Here is a 20,283-nt window from a genome sequence, read left to right as displayed (position 1 = left end):
TCAAGAACGATAAAAATTTCCAGCCTTACCCACAGCAACAACTGAACAGCTGAACTTCGCCGAGCATGCCGGAAACGAAGTCGCATTTTCCTACAACTGACTCAGAAACCTCCGATCCGAATCCATGATGGGATTTCCCCCTGCACACGTTGTCAGGGAGACACCTCATGTACCTGGATTACCTCGTGCCCTCCTGGCACGAGATCGAGTCACGTGTCATCGCCATGGTGGGCTACCCAAGCGGTGGCCAGTTCCGCACCAGCCTCAATGAAGAGGTCGCCTCACTGGGCCTCAACCTGCGCCGGATCGAAGCTGTCCGCACAGCCTTCTACCACGCCGAATGGCAGGCGGCGCACCTGCTACGCCAGCGCTTCGCCGACCTCGACATCAACAGCATCGTCGACGAACTGCTGAGGGTCGTGCAGCAGATGGCGATGATCGTCGTCGGCAGCACCATTACCGGTGGCCTGCTTGGCGCGACGGTAGGCGCATTCGCCGGCGGCGCCGGAACCATTCCGTTCGCCGGCGCAGGCGCGGCCATGGGCCTCAAGGTCAGCGGCTGGATCCTTGGCGCGCTGGGGCTGGCTTCCATCGCCGAGTTCTTCGTCGAGGGCTTGCCGCGGATCGGCGAGTACTACGTCGATGGCATCCGCTTCGCCTGGGAAGGCACCTGCGGCAATGAAGGCACCGGCCCGTTCTGCCGGGACGACCCCTATGCGATATCCCGGGCCACGCATCAGATTGCCCAAGGCCATGTGGAAGTCGTGGTGCTGTTGTTGGGGGCAATTGTGTCGTACCTCACCCGCGGGCGCGGCGATGCCCGGGTGCTGGCCCAGGAAATGGCGGCCAGCCGCAAAGGCGCGCGGCTGGGGCAATGGATGCTCCAGCATGAAGAGGGGTTGAAGAAACGGCCGGATCTGCAGGTGCCGGAGCGGCGCAAGGGGGCGATGGATGATCCGCAGCCCGTTAGCCCGAATCAGCCCAGGAAAGCACCAACAAAGACCCATCCGGGCGCGATGGCATTGCATAACGTTGAATGTTTCAAAGCTGATAAAGTACCGGAATACAAAATAGGCGAATTCAAACGACAGTTGAATGGCCAGGAAGACGGGCTCAACTGGATGACCGTTGAAGAATTTTTGGAAAAAGTTGAAAACCCAAATCAGCGCAATAAAGGGCTCGCCCAGAGAGCGAGAAAAAAGGAGCAAGAATTTATCAAGGAAAAAATTGAAAAAGAGCTCAGGAAAACCATGGGCCCATTTGAAGCGCAACGGGTTGCAATAGAAAAAGCCAGAAATCGGATGTCAATTACAGCAGCACTGCACAATCCGGATCTCGTCGCCGGAGGTAGAGACGTCATATCGGACTTTGGGGACCGCCAGGTAAACTCAGTGATAGGCGCCCAATGGAAAACCAGGATACCCAACTTAAAGAAAGCGGCCGAAAGGGTACCCCTGGAGTCCAGAGGCTCAATCCGCATGAATGTCAAATTACATAAGTGCTAAGGTGAGAAGGTTGAAATGGATAAAGTATTTGCCAATTTGATTGAGAGTTTCGGTCCGCCGATTGACCGCCGGGAAGTACCTGGCTCCACAATCGAAAGATACAGAGACAAGCTTCCTCCCAAGCTTTTGGAATATTGGTCCGAGCATGGGTGGGGGGGCTACGGTGAGGGCATATTCTGGCTAGTCGATCCGCAAGAATATGACGCCGTAGTTTCCTGCTGGATCGCAGGCACGGAACTTGCTTCGCACGACAACTATCATTTGATTGCGAGAAGTGCCTTCGGCGACTTGTATCTTTGGGGAGAGAAAACTGGCTTTTCATTGGAGATAACAAGCGTTGGGTCTCAGTACATATTTTATCGAACTGAATTCACAAAGGAACAACTAAATACTGAGCTTCAAGGCTTTATTTTGTCAAGAGAAGTGGAGTCAATGGATTTCAATGGTCTCTTCAATCCCGCCAAGGAAAAACTGGGTAGACTTAAACATGACGAGATGTACGGCTTTTTCCCCGCGCTCATGCTGGGCGGGGCTGACTCCCTGCAACATCTTAAAAAAGTCAGCGCTGTTGAACACTTGATCTTTCTGGCGCAATTGACAGATCTTCAACCTTACTCTTTTTCCGAGCAGCCAGACTAATGCCGCAGTCAGCCAGCACCGCCACCGAGGAAATCGCCCGGGTGATGGATGTAGTGGAACAGTTTTCCAGTCGGTTGAGTCTTTGATAATTTGTAATGGCCATGGGATCGAGTTTCGCCTGCGCGGCGCTCGATCTAAAGAACGATAAAAATCTCCAGCCTTACCCACGGTAACAACTGAATAGCTGAACTTCTAAGTTGCAGGAGAGAATTCAGAGAGATCTTATGATAACTATGAATGCCATTGAAGCTAGAAAGCTCTCGGTGAAGCAGGCAAAGGAAACCCTGTCATCTCTAGCAGCTTTGCACAATCCATGAATGCTAGTCGCTTGAGGGTTTCACCGTGGATGAGGTTTTTTCCCTGTTTGTAGAGCAAGTTGGTGAGCCGTTTTTTCGACAGGAGGTTCCTCCCTCAAGTCTGGATCGATACAGAGGGATCTTGCCGAACAAATTGTTAGCGTATTGGAGTGAGCACGGTTGGTGCGGGTATGGTGACGGGATATTTTGGACTGTCAACCCCCAGGAATATGAAGGGGTAACTGCCTCGCTTATCGAAGGCACAATATTGGAGAAGCGGGATAGATACCACCTGATCGCTCGCGGCGCATTTGGTGACCTGTATCTCTTTGGAGAGAAAACGGGTTTCTCAGTAAAGATTTTGGCTCATATTTCACGATACAGGGGCAGTGAATATGAGTTGACGGCGGCGGATATGGACAGGGAAGTGCAAGGTTTCTTCCTTGGCAAAGAGAAGGCGTCTGTTGACTTTGATGGTATGTTCGAGCCCGCAAAGAAGAAATTGGGCATGCTAAAGCATGATGAAATGTATGGGTTCGTTCCAGCCTTGGCGTTCGGCGGGTCAAGCGACCTTGCTAACCTCGAGAAGGTTAAGGCAGTGGAACATCTAATACTGCTTTCTCAGATTGCCACCCTCGAACCCTACAGTTTCTCCGACTTCTAAAAAGCAATCCGCAAAAAGGGGCTGCCCTGCAGCCCCTCGCTCCTTCAGCTCCGCTCCCGCACCCAGAACAACGTAGCCCCGGCCACTGCCGCCGGCATCATCAGCACGTTCACGCCTGGAATCATCAGCGCCAGGTAGGTGATGCCGCCAAAGCCCAGGCTCTGCCAGCGCTTCTGGCGCAGCCAGGCGAGCATGTCCTGCCAGCTCATCTTGTTGTTGTCCGCCGGGTAGTCGATGTACTGGATGGCCATCATCCACACGCCGAAGATCAGCCATAGCGGCGCAGCCACCACGTTGACCACCGGGATCAGCGACAGGACGAAAAGGCCGATGGCGCGTGGCAGGAAGTAGCCCAGCTTGCGCATTTCGCGGCTGAAGGTGCGCGGTACCATGGCTGCCAGCTCGCCCCAGCTGAAGGCTGGGAAGGTGTCTTCGCCACGCACTACCACCTCGACCTTTTCCGCCAGAAAGCCGTTGAACGGCGCGGCAATGATATTGGCCACCAAGGTGAAGGTGAAGAACACCATCAGCACCAGCAAGGCAACGAACAGCGGCCAGAGGATGTAGCTGAGGAAGCTAAGCCAGTCAGGCAGCGTGGGCATCAGGGCATCGAGCCACAGGCCGAACTGGTGGCCGGCGAAGTAGATCAGGCCACCGAACAGCAACAGGTTGACCGCCAGAGGCAGCAGCACGAACAACCGCAGGTTGGGGCTCAGCACCAGTTTCAGGCCTTCGCGCAGGTATTGGGGGCCAGAGAGGACAGGGGCTTGCATCTAGAGACTCCGCAGAGAAGGAAAACGCGCTGACCTTACCGAGTTTGCCGCGCCGACGAAAGGCACGCCGTGGGCGGGAAACGGGATGTAACAAAAGCGCCCGGGGCTTGTTTATCGATGAAATCGCAGCATAGGCGATGCCTATGAGGTGGATTGTCTAAGGATATTTCCTTAATCTTTGCGACCTCGCTACAGTGCGCTCAACTTTTCGCTTTGCGGGCCTGCGCGTTTTAGCCTTCCCCAAGTGCTGCGTGGGTCCTTTTTAATTTCTTGGCTGGCGCAGCCGGTACACCGATGCCGGCCCTGCGGCCCGCTCGACAGGAGTTCGACATGTCTGAAGTACGTCATTCGCGCGTCATCATTCTCGGTTCCGGCCCTGCCGGTTACAGCGCTGCGGTGTATGCCGCCCGTGCCAACCTCAAGCCGCTGCTGATCACCGGCATGCAGGCGGGTGGCCAGCTGACCACCACCACCGAAGTCGACAACTGGCCGGGCGACCCCCACGGCCTGACCGGCCCGGCTCTGATGCAGCGTATGCAAGAGCACGCCGAGCGTTTTGAAACCGAAATCGTCTTCGACCACATCAACGCTGTCGACCTGGCCAACAAGCCGTTCACCCTGCAGGGTGACAGCGGCAAGTACACCTGTGATGCGCTGATCATCGCCACTGGCGCCAGCGCTCGCTACCTGGGCCTGCCGTCGGAAGAAACCTTCATGGGCAAGGGTGTTTCGGCCTGTGCCACCTGTGACGGTTTCTTCTACCGCAACAAGCCGGTCGCCGTGGTCGGTGGTGGTAACACTGCCGTGGAAGAGGCACTGTACCTGGCCAACATCGCCAGCAAAGTGACCCTGGTACACCGTCGCGAAACCTTCCGCGCCGAGAAGATCCTGGTCGACAAGCTGAACGCCCGTGTGGCCGAAGGCAAGATCGAGCTCAAGCTCAACGCCACCCTGGACGAAGTGCTGGGTGACAACATGGGTGTAACCGGTGCGCGCCTGAAGAACAACGACGGCAGTAGCGACGAAATCAAGGTCGACGGCGTGTTCATCGCCATTGGCCACACCCCGAACACTTCGCTGTTCGAAGGCCAGCTGACCCTCAAAGACGGCTACCTGGTAGTCAATGGCGGTCGCGAAGGCAACGCCACCGCTACCAACGTCGAGGGTGTGTTTGCCGCTGGCGACGTGGCTGACCACGTTTACCGCCAGGCCATCACTTCGGCCGGTGCGGGCTGCATGGCGGCGCTGGATGTCGAGCGCTACCTGGACGGTTTGGCCAACGCCTCGTTCTGATCTGAGAAAAAGGGGTGCAAAGCGCCCCCAATAAAAAACCGGCCAAGCGCCGGTTTTTTATTGTCTGCTATCAGCTCACAGGCTCAGTCGCATCGACAGGTCCACCGCTTTCACATCCTTGGTCATGGCACCAATCGAGATGTAGTCCACCCCCGTCTCGGCAATCACCCGCAGGGTCGTTTCGTTGACCCCGCCGCTGGCTTCAAGTTTGGCTTTGCCCGCGGTAATGCGCACGGCTTCGCGCATTTCTTCCAGGTTCAGCTCGTCGAGCATGATGATGTCCGCGCCAGCGGCCAGCGCCTGGCGCAGTTCGTCCAGGCTTTCGACCTCGATTTCCACCGGCTTGCCCGGCGCAATGCGGTGTGCTGCGGCCACCGCCTCGGCTACGCCGCCGCTGGCGGCGATGTGGTTTTCCTTGATCAGGAAGGCGTCGTACAGGCCTATGCGGTGGTTGTCGCACCCACCGCAGGTCACTGCGTATTTTTGCGCCAGGCGCAGGCCCGGCAGGGTTTTGCGGGTGTCCAGCAGGCGCACCTGAGTGCCGGCTACCAGGTCGGCGAGAAAGCGCGCACGGGTGGCGACCCCCGACAGCAGCTGCAGGAAGTTCAGTGCGCTGCGCTCCCCACTGAGCAGCGAACGGGCCGGGCCTTCCAGGTGGAACAACGGCTGATTGGCAGTGGCCTGCTCACCGTCGGCCACCTGCCAGTGCACTGCAACGCGCGGGTCGAGCTGGCGGAATACGGCATCGACCCAGGCGGTACCGGCGACCACGCAGTTTTCACGGGTGATGATGGTCGCCTTGGCCAGGCGCTCGGCCGGGATCAGTTGCGCGGTGATATCGCCACTGCCGATGTCCTCCAACAGCGCGCGGCGCACGTTGGCTTCAATTTCAGCGGTCAGGTCGGCAAGGCGTAGGTTCGGCATGGTCGGCTCCACAAGCTAGGTGCCCGCGATTATAGGGCAGGGGGCCGGTGTGTACAGCCGCCTTGGCGCTGACCTTTGGTCGGGCGTCGTGAGTAATCGGAGCAGATCAGGGTCATTAGCCAGCCAGCGAAACGGCGCTGGTAGCTATGCGATTTTTTACCGATAATGGCGACTAGTATTTGGCGTCATAGCTTTGACGATTTTTCAGCCCTTTCGGGCAAGACACCCTGCAAGGAGTCCAGGATGCAAAAAGAAGGCAAGGTGGTGCCCTTGGCGGCAACCATCGACCGAGGGGGGCGTACGCCTCATCCTTGCCTTCCGGTCTTGTTGCTGCAGGTGCGCGACAAGGCCGCGTTGCAGTTGCGTCAGGGCCTGCAGGACTTGTTCGACAATGCCGATGACACGCTCTTCGAAATGGCCGACAAGGCCTTCGACCGCGGTGACCAGAACCTGTACTTCGAAGCCATGCGTGACCTGCGCCTGAAGCGCAAGAGCATCGAGCGTGGTTTTCTGGATACGTTCCATGATGCTTTCCTCCGCGCCGGCCAGGTCGACTTGCTGGCAAACCTGGCCCAGCCGGGCAAGCCGCGCAGCAAGGCTCAAATGGAACGGGCCGCCGCCATCGAGGGCATGGTGGCGCGGGTGCTGTCACGCGATGGCGTCGCCCTGCAGCAACTGGGTCTGCGCTTGCAGGCATTGCTCGACCGCCCCCTGTACGAGCAGTACAACCCATTGGGGCCAGCCGCGCTGTGTCGTTACTTCCTCGACGCCGGGCGTAATCTGGGCGTTGGCCTGCGGGTCAAGCTGGTGCTGCTGAAGCTGTTCGAGCGTTATGTGCTGCGCGATGTCGATGTGATCTATGGCGAAGCCAACCAGTTGCTGGCCGCTGCCGGCGTACTGCCCGAGCTGCAACCGGCGCCGCGCCGGCGTGCCGAAGACCGGCGCATGCGTGCGCGGCCCAGGCCGGCGAACCTTGGCCAGGAGGAGGGGGCGGACGCCGCAGGGCAGGCGTTGTTTGCCTCGTTGCAGGCACTGCTGGCGCCGGTGCGCGGGCAGTTCGCTCCGCGCTTGCACGCGGTGGCTGCCGCCCAGCCGATCAGTACCGCCGACCTGCTCCGGCTACTGTCGCATTTGCAGCGCTATGTGCCCGCCACCTACGAGGCCGATGACTTCGAGCTCGGCCAGCAGCTTGAGCAACTGCTGTTGCGGGTGAGTGTGCGCAGCGGTACGCGTCGGCGCCTTCACGTGGCTGACGAAGACATGATCAACCTGGTTGGCCTGCTGTTCGCGTTCATCCACAACGACGACAACCTGCCGGCCAGCCTGCGGGCGCTGATTACGCGCCTTCATATTCCCCTGCTCAAGGTGGCATTACTGGACAAGGGGCTGTTCAGCCGGAGTAGCCACCCGGCGCGCCGTTTGCTCAACGAAATCGCCGGCGCCGCGATTGGCTGGGAGTGCGGCAGCGAGTGCCAGCGTGACAGCTTGCACATGCGGGTAGAGCGTATCGTCCAGCGCTTGCTCAATGATTTTGCCGACGATGCCAGCCTGTTCGCCGAGCTGCTCGACGACTTCCTGGCATTCAATCAGGACGAACGGCGACGTAACGAGTTGCTGGAGCAACGCACTCGCGACGCCGAAGAAGGCCGTGCCCGGGCAATGCAGGCCAGGCAGCAGGTGCAGCACGTGCTCAACCAGCGCCTGCGCGGTCGGGTATTGCCGCAGGTGGTGGTGCAAATGCTGGTGCAGGCCTGGAGCCAGGTACTGCTGTTGGCTTGGCTGAAACAGGGCGAGGCCTCACAGGCCTGGCGCGACGCAGTGCAGACGATGGACATGCTGCTGGCCAGCATCACCCCGCCACATGAGCCGCAAGCCTTGCTGCAGCAGGTGCCAGGCCTGCTCAAGGCGCTGCGCGATGGCCTGGCAAGCGTAGCTCTGGACGCGGTGGCGACCCGCGAGTTCTTCCTGCAACTGGAACAGTTGCACCTGCGCGCCTGCGCAGGTAAAGAGGCGCTGCCGAGCGGGGAGGGCCAATCCTTGGGCGATGTGCTGGTAGAACAAGAGATTGTGCTGACGATTGCCGAAGAACCCGCCTGCGTGCCCCTGCACACTGCCGACGGGCAGGCTGCAGCGCTGCGCCAGGCGCAACGCCTGCGTATCGGCACCTGGGTCGAGGTGCTCGACGAGGATGAGCCACTGCGCTGCAAGCTGGTCGCGCGCATCGACAGCAGTGACAGGCTGGTGTTCGCCAACCGGACCGGCATAAAAGTGCGCGAGTGGAGCAGTGCCAGCCTGGCCCAGGCACTGCAGCGGCACGAAGTGCGCGTGCTGGATGATCGCCTGTTGTTCGAACGGGCGCTGGAGGCGGTACTTGAAAGCTTGCGGCAAGGGCAGGCGCAATAGGCCGACGCATTACAATCATTCACATGCACACGGCGTTGGCCGCAGGGCATACTGTGGGCATGTTCACGGCGTTTTTCAGGATCTGCCCATGCAATTGGACTATGCCACTGGCTGGTTCCACGGAATCGGAATCACCCACTGCCCATCGCCGAACTTCAATGCGCGCCCCGAAGGCGAATCGATTTCCCTGCTGGTGATCCACAACATCAGTCTGCCCCCGGCCTGTTTCGGCACGGGCAAGGTGCAGCAATTCTTCCAGAATCGCCTGGCCCCTGATGAACACCCGTATTTTGCCAGCATCAACCACCTGACCGTGTCGGCGCACCTGTTCGTCGAGCGTGACGGCGCGGTGACTCAGTTCGTGTCGTTGCATGACCGTGCCTGGCATGCGGGTGTGTCGAGCTTTGACGGGCGCGAAGGCTGTAACGACTTTTCCATCGGCATCGAGCTGGAAGGCACCGACGACCTGCCCTATACCGATGCCCAGTATGCGGTGCTGGAGCAACTCACCCGGCACATCCGCAGTGCCTGGCCAGCCATCGACCTGAACCGCATTCAGGGCCACAGCGACATTGCCCCGCAGCGCAAGACCGACCCCGGCCCGGCCTTCGACTGGTCGCGCTACCGCCAGGCGCTGCAGCACAACGAGGACAAGGCATGAGTTTTCTGGTGTTGTTGCTGGCGCTGTGGGTCGAGAAGTTTTCGGCCCTGCGCCATCAGGTGCAGCGCGACGGGTTCTTTATTGGCGAACTGGTGCGTCTGGAACGCAACGGCAAGGTGCACCCATGGTGGACGTTGGCCATCCTGGTGTTGGCGCCGGTAGCGCTGCTGGTGTTGCTGCTGCATGTGCTGGAGCCGGTGGCCTATGGTCTGCTGGCGTTGCCGGTGCACCTGCTGGTGCTGATCTACAGCCTGGGCCGCGGCGATGCCAAGGCATCGCTTGGGGCGTTTCGTGATGCCTGGCGGCGGGGGGACGATCAGGCGGCGCTGCACGCGGCCGAGCGCGACCTGGGCCTGGTGGCCGATGAACCGCACAGCTTGCTGGTGCGGGTGCAGGGTAACTTGCTGTGGCAGGTTTACCAGGGCTTTTTTGCGGTGATCTTCTGGTATTTCGTACTGGGCCCTGGCGCTGCGCTGGCTTATCGATTGTTGGCGCTGTGTAGTGAGCACAGCAAGCAGCCGGCTTTGAAGGCGCGTGCCGAGCAGTTGCGGCACATCATGGACTGGTTGCCGGTGCGGGCGTTGGCGTTGAGCTTTGCCCTGGTGGGCAACTTCCTCGCGGTGACACGGGTGATGCTGCACGAGGTGCTCAACTGGCACATCAGCGCCGGGCACCTGGTGGCTCGGGTGGGGCGGATTGCCGATGACATTCCCGAAGAAGAGGACAGCCAGCGCGGTTTGGGGCGGCTGGACAGTCTGTGGGAACTGCTGTTGCGCTGTGCAGTGCTGTGGTATGCCGGGTTCGCGCTGTGGACCGTGCTGGTCTGATTCGGGGCCAATCGCATCCCACGCGAATCCCGGTCACCCGAGCTTCACCAGCCGAACAACGTGCAAGCATTGCGGGTGCTGGCCTGTGCCAGCACCTCGACATCCAGCCCCATCACGTGCGCAAGCGCCGTGGCAATTTCCGGCAGATGCTCCGGGCTGTTGCGTACCCCCGGGTACATCGCCGGTGCCATGTCCGGTGAGTCAGTCTCCAGCACCACACTGTCCAGTGGCAGCCGCGCCAAGGTCTTGCGCAGCCGCAGCGCCTGCGGCCAGGTACCCGCACCGCCCAACCCCAGCAGGAAGCCCAGCTTGATGTACTCGCGGGCCTCTTCGTAGCTGCCGGCAAACGCATGAATCACCCCCGCCCGTGCTGGCTTGTAGCGCTTGAGTGTGGCAATCACCTGGGCATGGCTGCGGCGCACGTGCAGCAGGGCCGGTAGTTCGAAGTCGCAAGCCATCTGCAGTTGCGCTTCGAACAGCGCCTGCTGGCGGGTCTTGTCAAGGTCTGCGAGGTAATAGTCCAGGCCGAACTCACCTACGGCACATAGCCGCGGGTTGTCGCGCAGGCGCTCCAGCCACTCGCGCAGTTGCACCAGGTGCTCAGGGCGATGCTGGTCGAGGTAGACCGGGTGCAGGCCAAGCGCGGCGAACAGGCGCGGCTCGGCGCAGGCCAGTTCCCACACCCGCTGGAAATTCGCCTGGTACACCCCCAGCACCACCATTCGCTCCAGCCCACGCGCCGCCGCGTTGGCCAGCAGGCGCGGGCGGTCGGCGTCGAAGTCGGGGAAGTCCAGGTGGGTGTGGGTGTCGATCAGGCGCATGTTCAGGCCGCTGAGATGCGTTGCTTGAAGGTGCGGCCAACGGCGTGCACGCCGGGTTCATAGCGTTTTTCCTCGATGGCGGCCAGTGCCAGTTCAAGCGCAGTGGCGGCAATCTGGCCATGCTGCTGGGCCATGGCATTGACCGGCAGCGGCAGGAAGTCGAGCAACTGGTTGTCGCCAAAGGTACCCAGCTGCAGTTGGCGCGAGTCGACCGGGCGCGCCTGGAGGGTGTCGAACACGCCCTGCAACAGTACGTACGAAGTGGTCACCAGAGCATCCGGCAGGCCCCCCAGGTCGTCGATCAGTTGCTGCATCAGGCGTTGGCCGCACTCACGGCTGAAGGCTTCGCCCTGATAGCGGCGCACTTCGCCGGTATAGCCTTGCAGGGCTTCGTCGAATCCGCCGGCACGCGCCTGGCTAACCGACAGCTCGGGGCGTGCGCCTATCAGGGCGATGCTGCGTGGGGCCGAGCTGAGCAGGCTGGCGGCCAGCTGGCGGCTGGCATCGCGGTCGTCGCTGATCACCGAGCAGAAGTGTGCGGGGTCCAGACGGCGGTCGATGGCAATCACCGGCAGGCCTTTGTCCTGCAGCTCGCGGTAGCTGTCATCTTCTGGCGGCAGGCAACTGGCAACGAACAGCGCATCGCATCGGCGCGCACGGAACAGTTGCTGCAGTTGGCGCTCGCTGTCTGGCTGGTCATCGCTGCTGGCGATCAGCAGCTGGTAGCCGCGGGCGCGTGCGCCTTGCTCCAGTTGCTTGGCAATGCGGGCGTAGCTGGGGTTCTCCAGATCCGGGAGAATGAAGCCCAGGGTGCGGGTATGCCGGCTGCGCAGCCCAGCAGCCTGCGGGTTGGGGGTGAAGCCGTGGGCTTCGACCACCGCGCGTACCCGCTCGACAGTACTGTTACTGATGCGCTGCTGTTCAGCCTTGCCATTGATGACGTAGCTGGCAGTGGTCACGGACACACCGGCCAGACGGGCGATATCGCTGAGTTTCACCGAATTTTCCTTGTTATTACCGGGGCTGCCTGTAAGGCCGGACCGGGTAGTTTGACCCGGTACAGGCATCACGCGCAGACGACCATTGTCGCAATTGTCCGACAGGATGGGGCTTTTTACTGGGCAGATTATCGAGTAACGTGGCCGTCTGGTCAGATTAAACGTTTCAGCTGCCGAATTTTCTGCCTCGGCTGCCACCCGCGCAAGGTTGCTGAACTGGCCCTTTATGTGAATTTCACAACAATACTCCAGTACCCGAACGGGAACTGCAAAAGGAGAAGGTCATGCTCGAGCTCGCCAATGAGCAGATAGCCATGGGCCAGAAGGCCGCCGACAAGGCCGAGGCGTTACGCCTTCTGGCGGATCGGCTGGTTGCGGACGGCCTGGTCGCCGAGGGTTACCTGCAAGGGCTGCAGGCCCGGGAGGCACAAGGCTCCACTTTCCTTGGCCAGGGCATCGCCATTCCCCATGGTACGCCGCAAACACGTGACCTGGTGTATGCCACCGGCGTACGCCTGCTGCAGTTCCCCGAGGGGGTAGACTGGGGTGACGGGCAAATGGTCTACCTGGCCATTGGTATTGCCGCCCGCTCCGACGAACACCTGCGCCTGCTGCAGCTGTTGACCCGGGCGCTGGGCGAGACCGACCTGGCCGAAGCCTTGCGCCGGGCCAGCTCTGCCGAAGCGCTGCTCAAGCTGCTGCAGGGCGCGCCCCAGGCGCTGGCGCTGGATGCGCAGCTGGTCGGCCTGAACGTGCCGGCAGAAGACTTCGACGAACTGGCCTGGCGCGGTGCCCGCCTGCTGCAACGTGCCGACTGTGTCGACAGTGGCTTTGCCGCCGTGCTGCAGCAGGCCGAGCCGCTGCCGCTGGGTGAGGGCCTGTGGTGGCTGCACAGCGAGCGCCAGGTTCGTCAGCCAGGCCTGGCCTTCATCACCCCGCAGCAGCCGCTGCGTTACCGCGACCAGCCGCTCAACGGTCTGTTCTGCCTGGCCAGCCTTGGCGCCGCTCACGAGGCCCTGCTCGAGCGGCTGTGCGAAGTGCTGATCGAAGGCCGTGGGCAGGTGCTCTACCAAGCCACCAGCAGCCGTGCGGTGCTGGAAGTGCTGGGCGGCGAAGTGCCGGCGGACTGGCCCAGCGCACGGGTCGTGCTGGCCAATCCACATGGCTTGCATGCGCGACCGGCCAAGGTGCTTGCACAACTGGCCAAAGGCTTTGAAGGGGAAATCCGTGTGCGCCTGGTCGATAGCGCGCAGCCAGCCGTATCGGTGAAGAGCCTGAGCAAGCTGCTCAGCCTCGGCGCACGCCGTGGTCAGGCACTGGAACTGGTCGCCGAACCGAGCATCGCTGCCGATGCCTTGCCGGTGCTGCTGGCTGCTATCGAACAAGGCTTGGGTGAAGAGGTGGAACCGCTACCGCAGAGCGTCGCGCCCATTGCCGATGACGTCCCCGAAGTACTGCAAGCGCCAGCGGCCGGCAGCCGTATCCAGGGTGTGGGCGCCGCCCCCGGCATTGCCAGCGGCCCGGCGCATGTCTGTGTCGAGCGTGAGTTCGACTATCCCTTGCGGGGTGAATCGTGCGCCCTGGAGCGGCAGAAACTGCGCGAAGCCTTGGCTACCGTCAATGGCGAACTGCAGGCTTTGGTCCTGCGCAGCGACAAGGCCATTGGCGAAATTTTCGTCACCCACCAGGAAATGCTTGCCGACCCGGCCCTGACCGATGATGTCGAACAGCGCCTGGCCCAGGGCGAAAGCGCTGCGGCCGCGTGGATGGCCGTGATCGAAGCTGCGGCCCGTCAGCAAGAGGCGTTGCACGATGCGCTGCTCGCCGAGCGCGCCGCCGACCTGCGCGATATTGGCCGCCGCGTGCTGGCGCAGTTGTGTGGTGTGCAGGCGCAGGTTGAACCCGAGCAACCCTATGTGCTGGTGATGACCGAAGTCGGTCCATCCGATGTCGCCCGCCTGGACCCCAACCGGGTTGCCGGCATTGTCACCGCCCAGGGCGGCGCCACGGCCCACAGTGCCATCGTCGCCCGGGCGTTGGGCATACCAGCAGTGGTCGGCGCGGGTGCATCGATACTGCTGTTGGAGAGTGGTACGCCGCTGCTGCTCGATGGCCAGCGTGGTGTGGTCAGCGTCGCACCGCCAGCGGATGAGCTGCAGCGGGCGCTGGCCGAGCGTGACCTGCGCGAGCAACGCCTGCAGGCCGCCTGGGCCAACCGCTTCGAGCCGGCCATCACCCGTGATGGGCATGCCGTCGAGGTGTTTGCCAACATCGGCGATAGCAACGGCATCGCCAAGGTGGTGGAGCAGGGCGCCGAAGGTGTCGGCCTGCTGCGCACCGAACTGATTTTCATGGCCCACCCTCAAGCGCCGGATGTGGCTACCCAGGAAGCCGAGTACCGCCGCGTGCTCGATGGCCTCGATGGGCGCCCGCTGGTGGTGCGCACCCTGGATGTTGGCGGCGACAAACCGTTGCCTTACTGGCCGATCGCTGCCGAGGAAAATCCCTTCCTCGGCGTGCGCGGTGTGCGTTTGACCCTGCAGCGCCCGCAAGTGATGGAAGACCAGTTGCGCGCGTTGCTGCGGGCCGCCGACCAGCGCCCGTTGCGTATCATGTTCCCCATGGTTGGCCAGGTGCACGAATGGCGTGAGGCGCGGGCCATGGTGGAGCGCCTGCGTGCAGAAATCCCGGTAGCCGACCTGCAATTGGGCATTATGGTCGAGGTGCCTTCAGCGGCCCTGCTGGCAGCGCAATTGGCGCGCGAAGTGGACTTCTTCAGCATCGGCACCAACGACCTGACTCAGTACACCTTGGCCATCGACCGTGGCCACCCCAGCCTCTCGGCACAGGCCGACGGCCTGCACCCGGCGGTATTGAGCCTGATCGACATGACCGTGCGCGCCGCCCATGCCCACGGCAAGTGGGTGGGCGTGTGTGGCGAGCTGGCAGCCGACCCGCAGGCGGTGGCCGTGCTGCTGGGGCTGGACGTGGACGAACTCAGCGTCTCCGCGCGCAGCATTGCCGAAGTCAAGGCACTGGTTCGCCAGGCCGATCATCAGACAGCCCGCGCCCTGGCGCGCGAGGCCCTGCAACAGGACAGCGCCGCAGCAGTTCGCGCGCTGGTGGAGCGTTACTGAATGGCCAAGATCCTCACTCTCACCCTGAACCCTGCGCTGGATATCACCATCGGCCTGGACACTCTGCGCCCAGGGCAGGTCAACCGTAGCCAGGCGCAGCACAGTCACGCCGCAGGCAAGGGGCTGAACGTTGCCCAGGTACTGGCCGACCTGGGGCACAGCGTAACCGTGGGCGGTTTCCTGGGGGGCGACAATCTGCAGCCCTTCGAGGCGCTGATCGACGGCCGCGGTTTTACCGACTGCTTTGTCCGTGTGCCGGGCGAAACCCGCAGCAATATCAAGCTGGTCGAGGCCGATGGCCGCGTGACCGACATCAACGGGCAGGGCCCGGAAGTCGACGAGGCGGCACGCAGTGCCTTGCTGCACAGGCTGGAACAGATTGCCCCCGGTCACGATGCCGTGGTGGTGGCCGGTAGCCTGCCGCGTGGAATCAGTGCCGACTGGTTCCGCCAGTTGCTCGAACGGTTGAAGGCCCAAGGCCTCAAGGTAGTCCTGGACAGCAGTGGTGAAGCCCTGCGTGTTGGCTTGCAAAGCGCGCCCTGGTTGGTCAAGCCCAATACCGAAGAACTGGGCGAAGTGCTGGGCCTGGCTGTGGATAACCTGACGCAACAGCGCGCTGCCGCCAAGCGCCTGCTGGACAGTGGCGTTGAACACGTGGTGGTGTCTGCGGGCGAGCAGGGCGTCAGTTGGTTCAGTCGCGATCTGGCCCTGCAGGCCCGCCCACCCAAGGTGCGGGTTGCCAGCACGGTGGGGGCGGGGGATTCGCTGGTGGCCGGCATGGTCCACGGCCTGCTGCTGGCCGAGGCGCCTGCGCAGACGTTGACCCGGGCCACTGCCATCGCCGCCCAGGCCGTTACCCAGGTTGGCTTCGGCATCCATGACCGCGAGCACCTTGCGCAGTTGGAAGCGGCCGTGCAACTGACAGAACAACAAGAGGGTTGCCGATGAACATTGCCATAGTCACCGCCTGCCCCAATGGCCAGGTATCGAGTGTACTGAGTGCACGCTTGCTGTCCGCCGCCGCCCAGCGTCGCGGCTGGAGCACCAGCGTCGAAGTGCAGAATACTGAACACCCCGAGCGGCAACTGAGCGCCGCACAGATCGCCGAGGCTGACTGGGTGCTTGTGGTCAGCACCGGGCCGGTGGACCTGGCCCGCTTCGTCGGCAAGCGCCTGTACCAAAGCACACCGTCCCAGGCGCTGGCTGATCGCGAAGGCTTTCTCGACGAAGCGGCGGCCAACGCCGAGCTGCTGGCCGCAGTGACAGGCGCTCCTGCCGCAGCTAGCAGTGCTGGCGCTCGCATCGTTGCCGTCACTGCATGCCCGACCGGCGTAGCCCATACCTTCATGGCCGCAGAAGCCTTGCAGCAAGCCGCACAGCAACTGGGCTACCAGTTGACCGTCGAGACCCAGGGCTCGGTCGGTGCGCGCAATCCCTTGTCTGCTGAAGCCATCGCAGCGGCGGACGTGGTGCTGCTGGCCGCCGACATTGAAGTACCCACTGCACGTTTCGCCGGCAAACGTATTTACCGTTGTGGTACTGGCATTGCCCTCAAGCAGGCCCGCGCTACCCTGGACAAAGCCCTGGCGCAGGCCACGGTGGAAAACGGTGCCGACGCTGCAGCGGCGACCACGCCGACCAAGGGCGAGAAAACCGGCGTGTACAAGCACTTGCTGACCGGCGTCTCGTTCATGCTTCCGATGGTGGTGGCCGGCGGCCTGCTGATTGCGTTGTCGTTCGTGTTCGGTATCGAGGCCTACAAAGAGGCGGGCACCTTGCCGGCGGCGTTGATGCAGATTGGCGGTGAGGCTGCCTTCAAACTGATGGTTCCGCTACTGGCAGGCTATATCGCCTGGTCTATCGCCGACCGCCCCGGGCTGGCCCCGGGCATGATCGGCGGCCTGTTGGCCAGCACCTTGGGGGCCGGCTTCATCGGTGGCATTGTCGCCGGTTTCCTCGCCGGTTACAGCGCCAAGGCCATTGCCCGATGGGCGCGCTTGCCCAGCAGCCTGGAGGCGCTCAAGCCGATCCTTATCATTCCATTGCTGGCCAGTCTGTTCACCGGGCTGGTGATGATCTACGTGGTTGGCCAGCCGGTAGCGGCGATGCTCGAAGGCCTGACGCATTTTCTCGACAGCATGGGCACCACCAATGCCATCCTGCTGGGGCTGTTGCTGGGCGGCATGATGTGCGTCGACCTTGGCGGGCCGATCAACAAGGCCGCCTATGCGTTCTCGGTGGGGCTGCTGGCCTCGTCGAGCTACGCGCCAATGGCGGCGACCATGGCCGCCGGCATGGTGCCGCCGATTGGCTTGGGTATTGCCACCTTCCTGGCCCGGCGCAAGTTCGCCCAGAGCGAGCGCGAGGCGGGCAAGGCGGCGCTGGCGCTGGGGCTGTGCTTCATCTCCGAGGGGGCGATTCCGTTTGCCGCCAAGGACCCGTTACGGGTGATCCCGGCCAGTATCGCCGGTGGTGCGTTGACCGGGGCATTGTCGATGTATTTTGGCTGCAAGCTGATGGCGCCGCATGGCGGCTTGTTCGTGTTGTTGATCCCCAACGCGATCAACCATGCGTTGCTTTATCTGCTGGCGATTGTGGCGGGTAGCCTGGTGACAGCGGTGGTGTATGCGGTTATCAAGAAGAGCGAGCGTGTGGAGTTGGCCGTGGCGCCTGCTAAAAGTGTATGAGCAGACCTCGTTCTGTGGGTGCGGCCTTGTGTCGCGAAAGGGCCGCAAAGCGGCCCCGGCAATCTAAGTTGCGAAGCTGAAAATCTGGGGCTGCTTCGCAGCCCTTTCGCGACACAAGGCCGCTCCCACAGAGTCCGCGTTGGCCTTTCAACTGCGATGCTTCTGCCGCAACGGCACCAGTAGATCACCCAGCCCGTTGTGATCGATCTCATGCATCAACGCCAGCAACCCGCCCAGTTCCCCTGCCGGGAAGCCCTTGCGCGCAAACCACGCCAGGTAGTCCCCGGGCAGGTCGGCAATGATCCTGCCCTGGTACTTGCCGAACGGCATGCTGCGGGTCACCAGTAGTTCGAGGGTTTCCGGCTTCATCTTCGCGCACCTGGCTGTGGAAAGGTGCCGACCATACTGCAATCTGCACGAAGCCCCAAGCGGCAATCATGCAGAACGCCGTTGAGAGCTGATGCAATTATTTTTTTAAGTTATTGAATAGTAAGAAATTTATATTTTTTGAAAGCGTGGCACGAACACTGCAATTCCATAGTGGACTATCACCTGCCAAGGAGTTCGACCATGAGCAACCCCAACAAAGACGTGATCGATGTACTCAACGACCTGATCGAGTACAGCAAGGATGGCGAGAAAGGTTTCAAGGCCTCGGCCGATGATGTGAAGAACCCCGAACTGAAAGCGTTCTTCGTCCAGCGTGCGGGCGAGTGCGCCAACGCTGCCAGTGAGCTGCAGAGCGAAGTGCGCCGCCTGGGCGGCGATCCGGAAACTTCTACCAGCATCAGTGGCGACCTGCACCGCGGCTGGGTCAACCTCAAGTCGATGGTCACCGGCAAGGACGAGGAGGCAGTGCTGAACGAGGTAGAGCGTGGCGAGGACCACGCCCTCAAGGCCTACAAGGAAGCCCGCGAGAAACTGGTGAAATTGGGCCGCACTGCCAGCGACATGACCTACAGCCTGGTGGAAAAGCAGCTGCAAGGCGTGCAGCGCAACCATGACCAGGTGAAGGCCCTGCGCAACGCCGCTCGCGCCCGCTCCTAATCGAGCGGGCCCTCTACCCGATTGCGGCCATTGGCCTTGGCGCGGTAGAGCGCTTCGTCCGCAGCACCCAGCAGCCTGCCAAGGTCCTGCTGGGTGCCGGACAGACCGATACCGATGCTCACGGTCACGGCGTGGGCATCATCCGCAAACGGCGCCAGCGCCTCGACGTTGGCGCGGATGCGTTCAGCCAGTAGCTGGGCCCCGGCCAGATCGGTTTCTGGCAACACTACCTGAAACTCCTCCCCACCATAGCGCGCAGCCAAATCCGCAGGGCGACGAATGCATGCCTCGATGGCCTTGGCCACCTCGCGCAAGGCATGGTCGCCACCGGCATGGCCATGGCGCTGGTTGAATGCCTTGAAGTGGTCCACGTCCACCATCAGTATCGCAAGCGGCTTACGGCTACGTTGGGCGCGGGCCCATTCCTGGCGCAGCACATGGTCCAGCCTGCGGCGGTTAGCCAGGCCAGTCAGGCTATCGGTGGAAGCGAGCATGGCCAGGTTTTCTTCGGCGTCGTGGCGGCGGCGCAGTTCGCGGCCCAGCAGCAAAGTCAGCCAGAGAATGCCCACGCACAGACCGCCGGTGGCGACGCTGACCAGAATGGCGGTGCGGCGCCAGGACTCGAACACCTCGTCGGCCGAGTGCGCCACCAGCACGATCAGGGGCAACTGCGCGACCCGGGCGAAGGTGAACATGCGCAGCTTGCCGCTGCCGTGGGAGCGGGCGGTGAAGCTACCGCTCTGTTCACTGAGGATGCGTTTGAAATTGGGCCGTTCGGTGTAGTAGGTGCCAATCAGTGGGTCCTGCCCGCGGTAGGGCTGGCGGACGAGCAACTGCCCATCGGTATTGAACAGGTTGATGCTGCTGTCGTGGCCAATGTCCAGGCGCTGGAACAACTCATTGAAGTACGACAGGCGCAGCGCACCCGCTGCCAACCCGGCGAACTCGCCATTGGGGCCGGAGATACGCCGGCTGAAACTGATACACCAGTCCAGGTCGCCAAGCTTGGCCTTGAAAGGCGGGCCCACCAGCAAGCCGAGGTTGGCATTGTGCTGGTGGGCCTTGAACACCCCGGTGTCGCCGAAGTTAGCCTTGCGCGGCACGCTGCTGGTGGAGTCGCCAACGATATTGCCTTGCTTGTCCAGCCACAGCACGTCACCGCGCTTGCGGTCGACGAAGGCTTCATTGAACAGCAGGCGCTGGCGTATCGGGCCGGGGACTTCCGGCAGTTCCTTGCGGCCGACGGCCCAGATCAAGCCTTGCAGGGATTGGTCGTAGAGTTCGACGTTGCGCAGGATGTCGCTTTCGATCAGCTGCACAATGTTGTTCGACGAGCGCACCGCCGACTGCTCGACACTTTCGCGCTCGCGGGCAAGCAGGTAGCTGACGATGGCCACGATGGCGAGCACGGCAAGGCAACTGCCCAGGTTGAGGATCAGCTCGGGGTGCGACCTGTAGACTGCGAAACGCGGGGATTGGGTGGGCATGCTCGCTACTGCGTGGGCAGGGCCATTCGCGGCGGCGATATTCTAGGGAAGCGGGCATTGTCGGACAAGATTTGTCCGACGGAAGCACGGTGTACCGTACTTTTCGATTTGCCGTGGACCC

The 20,283-nt window shown here is 62.1% G+C and carries 17 protein-coding genes; 11 read left to right on the top strand and 6 right to left on the bottom strand.

Translation table 11 applies throughout. The features are described from left to right. Window positions 1-167 precede the first annotated feature (167 nt). The 3 genes from ACF8O8_RS18520 (at window position 168) to ACF8O8_RS18510 (ending at window position 3,104) form a co-directional block, all read left to right on the top strand. Window positions 168-1,505: a DUF6861 domain-containing protein gene (locus ACF8O8_RS18520; RefSeq protein ID WP_392510211.1), complete on the top strand. Its 1,338-nt coding sequence runs from the start codon at window positions 168-170 to the stop codon at window positions 1,503-1,505. A gap of 15 nt (window positions 1,506-1,520) precedes the next feature. Beyond that, window positions 1,521-2,144 carry a GAD-like domain-containing protein gene (locus ACF8O8_RS18515; RefSeq protein ID WP_392510210.1) on the top strand — a complete coding sequence of 208 codons (624 nt, stop codon included), beginning with the start codon at window positions 1,521-1,523 and terminating at the stop codon, window positions 2,142-2,144. A gap of 342 nt (window positions 2,145-2,486) precedes the next feature. Further along, on the top strand, window positions 2,487-3,104 hold the full coding sequence (locus ACF8O8_RS18510; protein ID WP_392510209.1) for a GAD-like domain-containing protein: 618 nt from the start codon (window positions 2,487-2,489) through the stop codon (window positions 3,102-3,104). Window positions 3,105-3,148: 44 nt separating this feature from the next. Here ACF8O8_RS18510 and cysZ read toward each other — a convergent pair whose 3' ends face one another. After that, a complete protein-coding gene (gene cysZ / locus ACF8O8_RS18505; RefSeq protein ID WP_010952022.1) occupies window positions 3,149-3,877 on the bottom strand; it encodes a sulfate transporter CysZ in 729 nt (242 codons plus the stop codon). A 330-nt stretch (window positions 3,878-4,207) separates the two neighbouring features. Here cysZ and trxB point away from each other — a divergent pair, with 330 nt between their 5' ends. Then, the gene (gene trxB, locus ACF8O8_RS18500) at window positions 4,208-5,170 is read left to right on the top strand and encodes a thioredoxin-disulfide reductase (RefSeq protein ID WP_003247318.1); all 963 of its coding nucleotides are present in this window, start codon (window positions 4,208-4,210) and stop codon (window positions 5,168-5,170) included. Window positions 5,171-5,245: 75 nt separating this feature from the next. On the opposite strand, the gene nadC is transcribed toward trxB, so the two are convergent. Continuing rightward, window positions 5,246-6,094, bottom strand: coding sequence for a carboxylating nicotinate-nucleotide diphosphorylase (gene nadC / locus ACF8O8_RS18495; protein WP_012051209.1), 849 nt, complete (start codon window positions 6,092-6,094; stop codon window positions 5,246-5,248). Window positions 6,095-6,337: 243 nt separating this feature from the next. Between nadC and ACF8O8_RS18490 the strand changes: the two genes are divergently transcribed. The 3 genes from ACF8O8_RS18490 to ampE all read left to right on the top strand — a co-directional run bounded on the left by ACF8O8_RS18490 (window position 6,338) and on the right by ampE (window position 9,985). Continuing rightward, entirely contained in the window at window positions 6,338-8,497 is a 2,160-nt protein-coding gene (locus ACF8O8_RS18490) for a DUF1631 domain-containing protein (RefSeq protein WP_392510208.1), read from the top strand. Window positions 8,498-8,585: 88 nt separating this feature from the next. Continuing rightward, window positions 8,586-9,158, top strand: a complete 573-nt coding sequence (ampD, locus tag ACF8O8_RS18485) for a 1,6-anhydro-N-acetylmuramyl-L-alanine amidase AmpD (RefSeq protein WP_010952025.1) — start codon at window positions 8,586-8,588, stop codon at window positions 9,156-9,158. Next, window positions 9,155-9,985, top strand: a complete 831-nt coding sequence (gene ampE, locus ACF8O8_RS18480) for a regulatory signaling modulator protein AmpE (protein ID WP_010952026.1) — start codon at window positions 9,155-9,157, stop codon at window positions 9,983-9,985. Before ampD ends, ampE begins: the two co-directional genes overlap by 4 nt. Before the next feature lie 44 nt (window positions 9,986-10,029). On the opposite strand, the gene ACF8O8_RS18475 is transcribed toward ampE, so the two are convergent. Next, entirely contained in the window at window positions 10,030-10,806 is a 777-nt protein-coding gene (locus tag ACF8O8_RS18475) for a TatD family hydrolase (RefSeq protein ID WP_392510207.1), read from the bottom strand. Between the two features lie 2 nt (window positions 10,807-10,808). Continuing rightward, window positions 10,809-11,804 (bottom strand): catabolite repressor/activator, encoded by a 996-nt coding sequence (gene cra, locus ACF8O8_RS18470; protein ID WP_003247312.1) that lies wholly within the window; start codon window positions 11,802-11,804, stop codon window positions 10,809-10,811. 284 nt (window positions 11,805-12,088) lie between these two features. Here cra and ptsP point away from each other — a divergent pair, with 284 nt between their 5' ends. Genes ptsP through ACF8O8_RS18455 form a run of 3 tightly spaced genes read left to right on the top strand, consistent with a single transcriptional unit; the run spans window position 12,089 to window position 17,628 of the window. Continuing rightward, a complete protein-coding gene (gene ptsP, locus ACF8O8_RS18465; RefSeq protein WP_010952029.1) occupies window positions 12,089-14,941 on the top strand; it encodes a phosphoenolpyruvate--protein phosphotransferase in 2,853 nt (950 codons plus the stop codon). Then, window positions 14,942-15,889 (top strand): 1-phosphofructokinase, encoded by a 948-nt coding sequence (gene pfkB, locus ACF8O8_RS18460; protein ID WP_010952030.1) that lies wholly within the window; start codon window positions 14,942-14,944, stop codon window positions 15,887-15,889. Beyond that, window positions 15,886-17,628, top strand: a complete 1,743-nt coding sequence (locus ACF8O8_RS18455; protein ID WP_350298288.1) for a PTS fructose-like transporter subunit IIB — start codon at window positions 15,886-15,888, stop codon at window positions 17,626-17,628. The genes pfkB and ACF8O8_RS18455 overlap by 4 nt, the downstream gene beginning before the upstream one ends. A gap of 147 nt (window positions 17,629-17,775) precedes the next feature. Here the strand turns inward: ACF8O8_RS18455 and ACF8O8_RS18450 are convergent, their stop codons facing one another. Further along, window positions 17,776-17,997 carry a DUF3820 family protein gene (locus ACF8O8_RS18450; RefSeq protein ID WP_049586403.1) on the bottom strand — a complete coding sequence of 74 codons (222 nt, stop codon included), beginning with the start codon at window positions 17,995-17,997 and terminating at the stop codon, window positions 17,776-17,778. Window positions 17,998-18,198: 201 nt separating this feature from the next. Here ACF8O8_RS18450 and ACF8O8_RS18445 point away from each other — a divergent pair, with 201 nt between their 5' ends. Beyond that, entirely contained in the window at window positions 18,199-18,675 is a 477-nt protein-coding gene (locus ACF8O8_RS18445) for a PA2169 family four-helix-bundle protein (RefSeq protein ID WP_014589713.1), read from the top strand. Here ACF8O8_RS18445 and ACF8O8_RS18440 read toward each other — a convergent pair. Further along, entirely contained in the window at window positions 18,672-20,162 is a 1,491-nt protein-coding gene (locus ACF8O8_RS18440; protein ID WP_350298287.1) for a sensor domain-containing diguanylate cyclase, read from the bottom strand. The genes ACF8O8_RS18445 and ACF8O8_RS18440 overlap by 4 nt on opposite strands. Between the last annotated feature and the right edge of the window lie 121 nt (window positions 20,163-20,283).

It is taken from the genome of Pseudomonas sp. TYF_14, from assembly GCF_043105275.1.
Classification (GTDB): domain Bacteria; phylum Pseudomonadota; class Gammaproteobacteria; order Pseudomonadales; family Pseudomonadaceae; genus Aquipseudomonas; species Aquipseudomonas alloputida.
The sequence above is the reverse complement of the archived record's forward strand: the minus strand, read 5'-3'. Positions and strand labels throughout refer to the sequence as shown.

Excerpts from the sequence above, each read along its gene's own strand:
- nadC (WP_012051209.1), bottom strand. The coding sequence starts at position 6,094 with ATGCCGAACCTACGCCTTGCCGACCTGACCGCTGAAATTGAAGCCAAC.
- pfkB (WP_010952030.1), top strand. The coding sequence starts at position 14,942 with ATGGCCAAGATCCTCACTCTCACCCTGAACCCTGCGCTGGATATCACC.
- ACF8O8_RS18520 (WP_392510211.1), top strand. The coding sequence starts at position 168 with ATGTACCTGGATTACCTCGTGCCCTCCTGGCACGAGATCGAGTCACGT.
- ampD (WP_010952025.1), top strand. The coding sequence starts at position 8,586 with ATGCAATTGGACTATGCCACTGGCTGGTTCCACGGAATCGGAATCACC.
- ACF8O8_RS18445 (WP_014589713.1), top strand. The coding sequence starts at position 18,199 with ATGAGCAACCCCAACAAAGACGTGATCGATGTACTCAACGACCTGATC.
- trxB (WP_003247318.1), top strand. The coding sequence starts at position 4,208 with ATGTCTGAAGTACGTCATTCGCGCGTCATCATTCTCGGTTCCGGCCCT.
- cysZ (WP_010952022.1), bottom strand. The coding sequence starts at position 3,877 with ATGCAAGCCCCTGTCCTCTCTGGCCCCCAATACCTGCGCGAAGGCCTG.
- ACF8O8_RS18475 (WP_392510207.1), bottom strand. The coding sequence starts at position 10,806 with ATGCGCCTGATCGACACCCACACCCACCTGGACTTCCCCGACTTCGAC.
- ampE (WP_010952026.1), top strand. The coding sequence starts at position 9,155 with ATGAGTTTTCTGGTGTTGTTGCTGGCGCTGTGGGTCGAGAAGTTTTCG.
- ACF8O8_RS18490 (WP_392510208.1), top strand. The coding sequence starts at position 6,338 with ATGCAAAAAGAAGGCAAGGTGGTGCCCTTGGCGGCAACCATCGACCGA.
- ACF8O8_RS18450 (WP_049586403.1), bottom strand. The coding sequence starts at position 17,997 with ATGAAGCCGGAAACCCTCGAACTACTGGTGACCCGCAGCATGCCGTTC.
- ACF8O8_RS18515 (WP_392510210.1), top strand. The coding sequence starts at position 1,521 with ATGGATAAAGTATTTGCCAATTTGATTGAGAGTTTCGGTCCGCCGATT.
- ACF8O8_RS18440 (WP_350298287.1), bottom strand. The coding sequence starts at position 20,162 with ATGCCCACCCAATCCCCGCGTTTCGCAGTCTACAGGTCGCACCCCGAG.
- ptsP (WP_010952029.1), top strand. The coding sequence starts at position 12,089 with ATGCTCGAGCTCGCCAATGAGCAGATAGCCATGGGCCAGAAGGCCGCC.
- ACF8O8_RS18455 (WP_350298288.1), top strand. The coding sequence starts at position 15,886 with ATGAACATTGCCATAGTCACCGCCTGCCCCAATGGCCAGGTATCGAGT.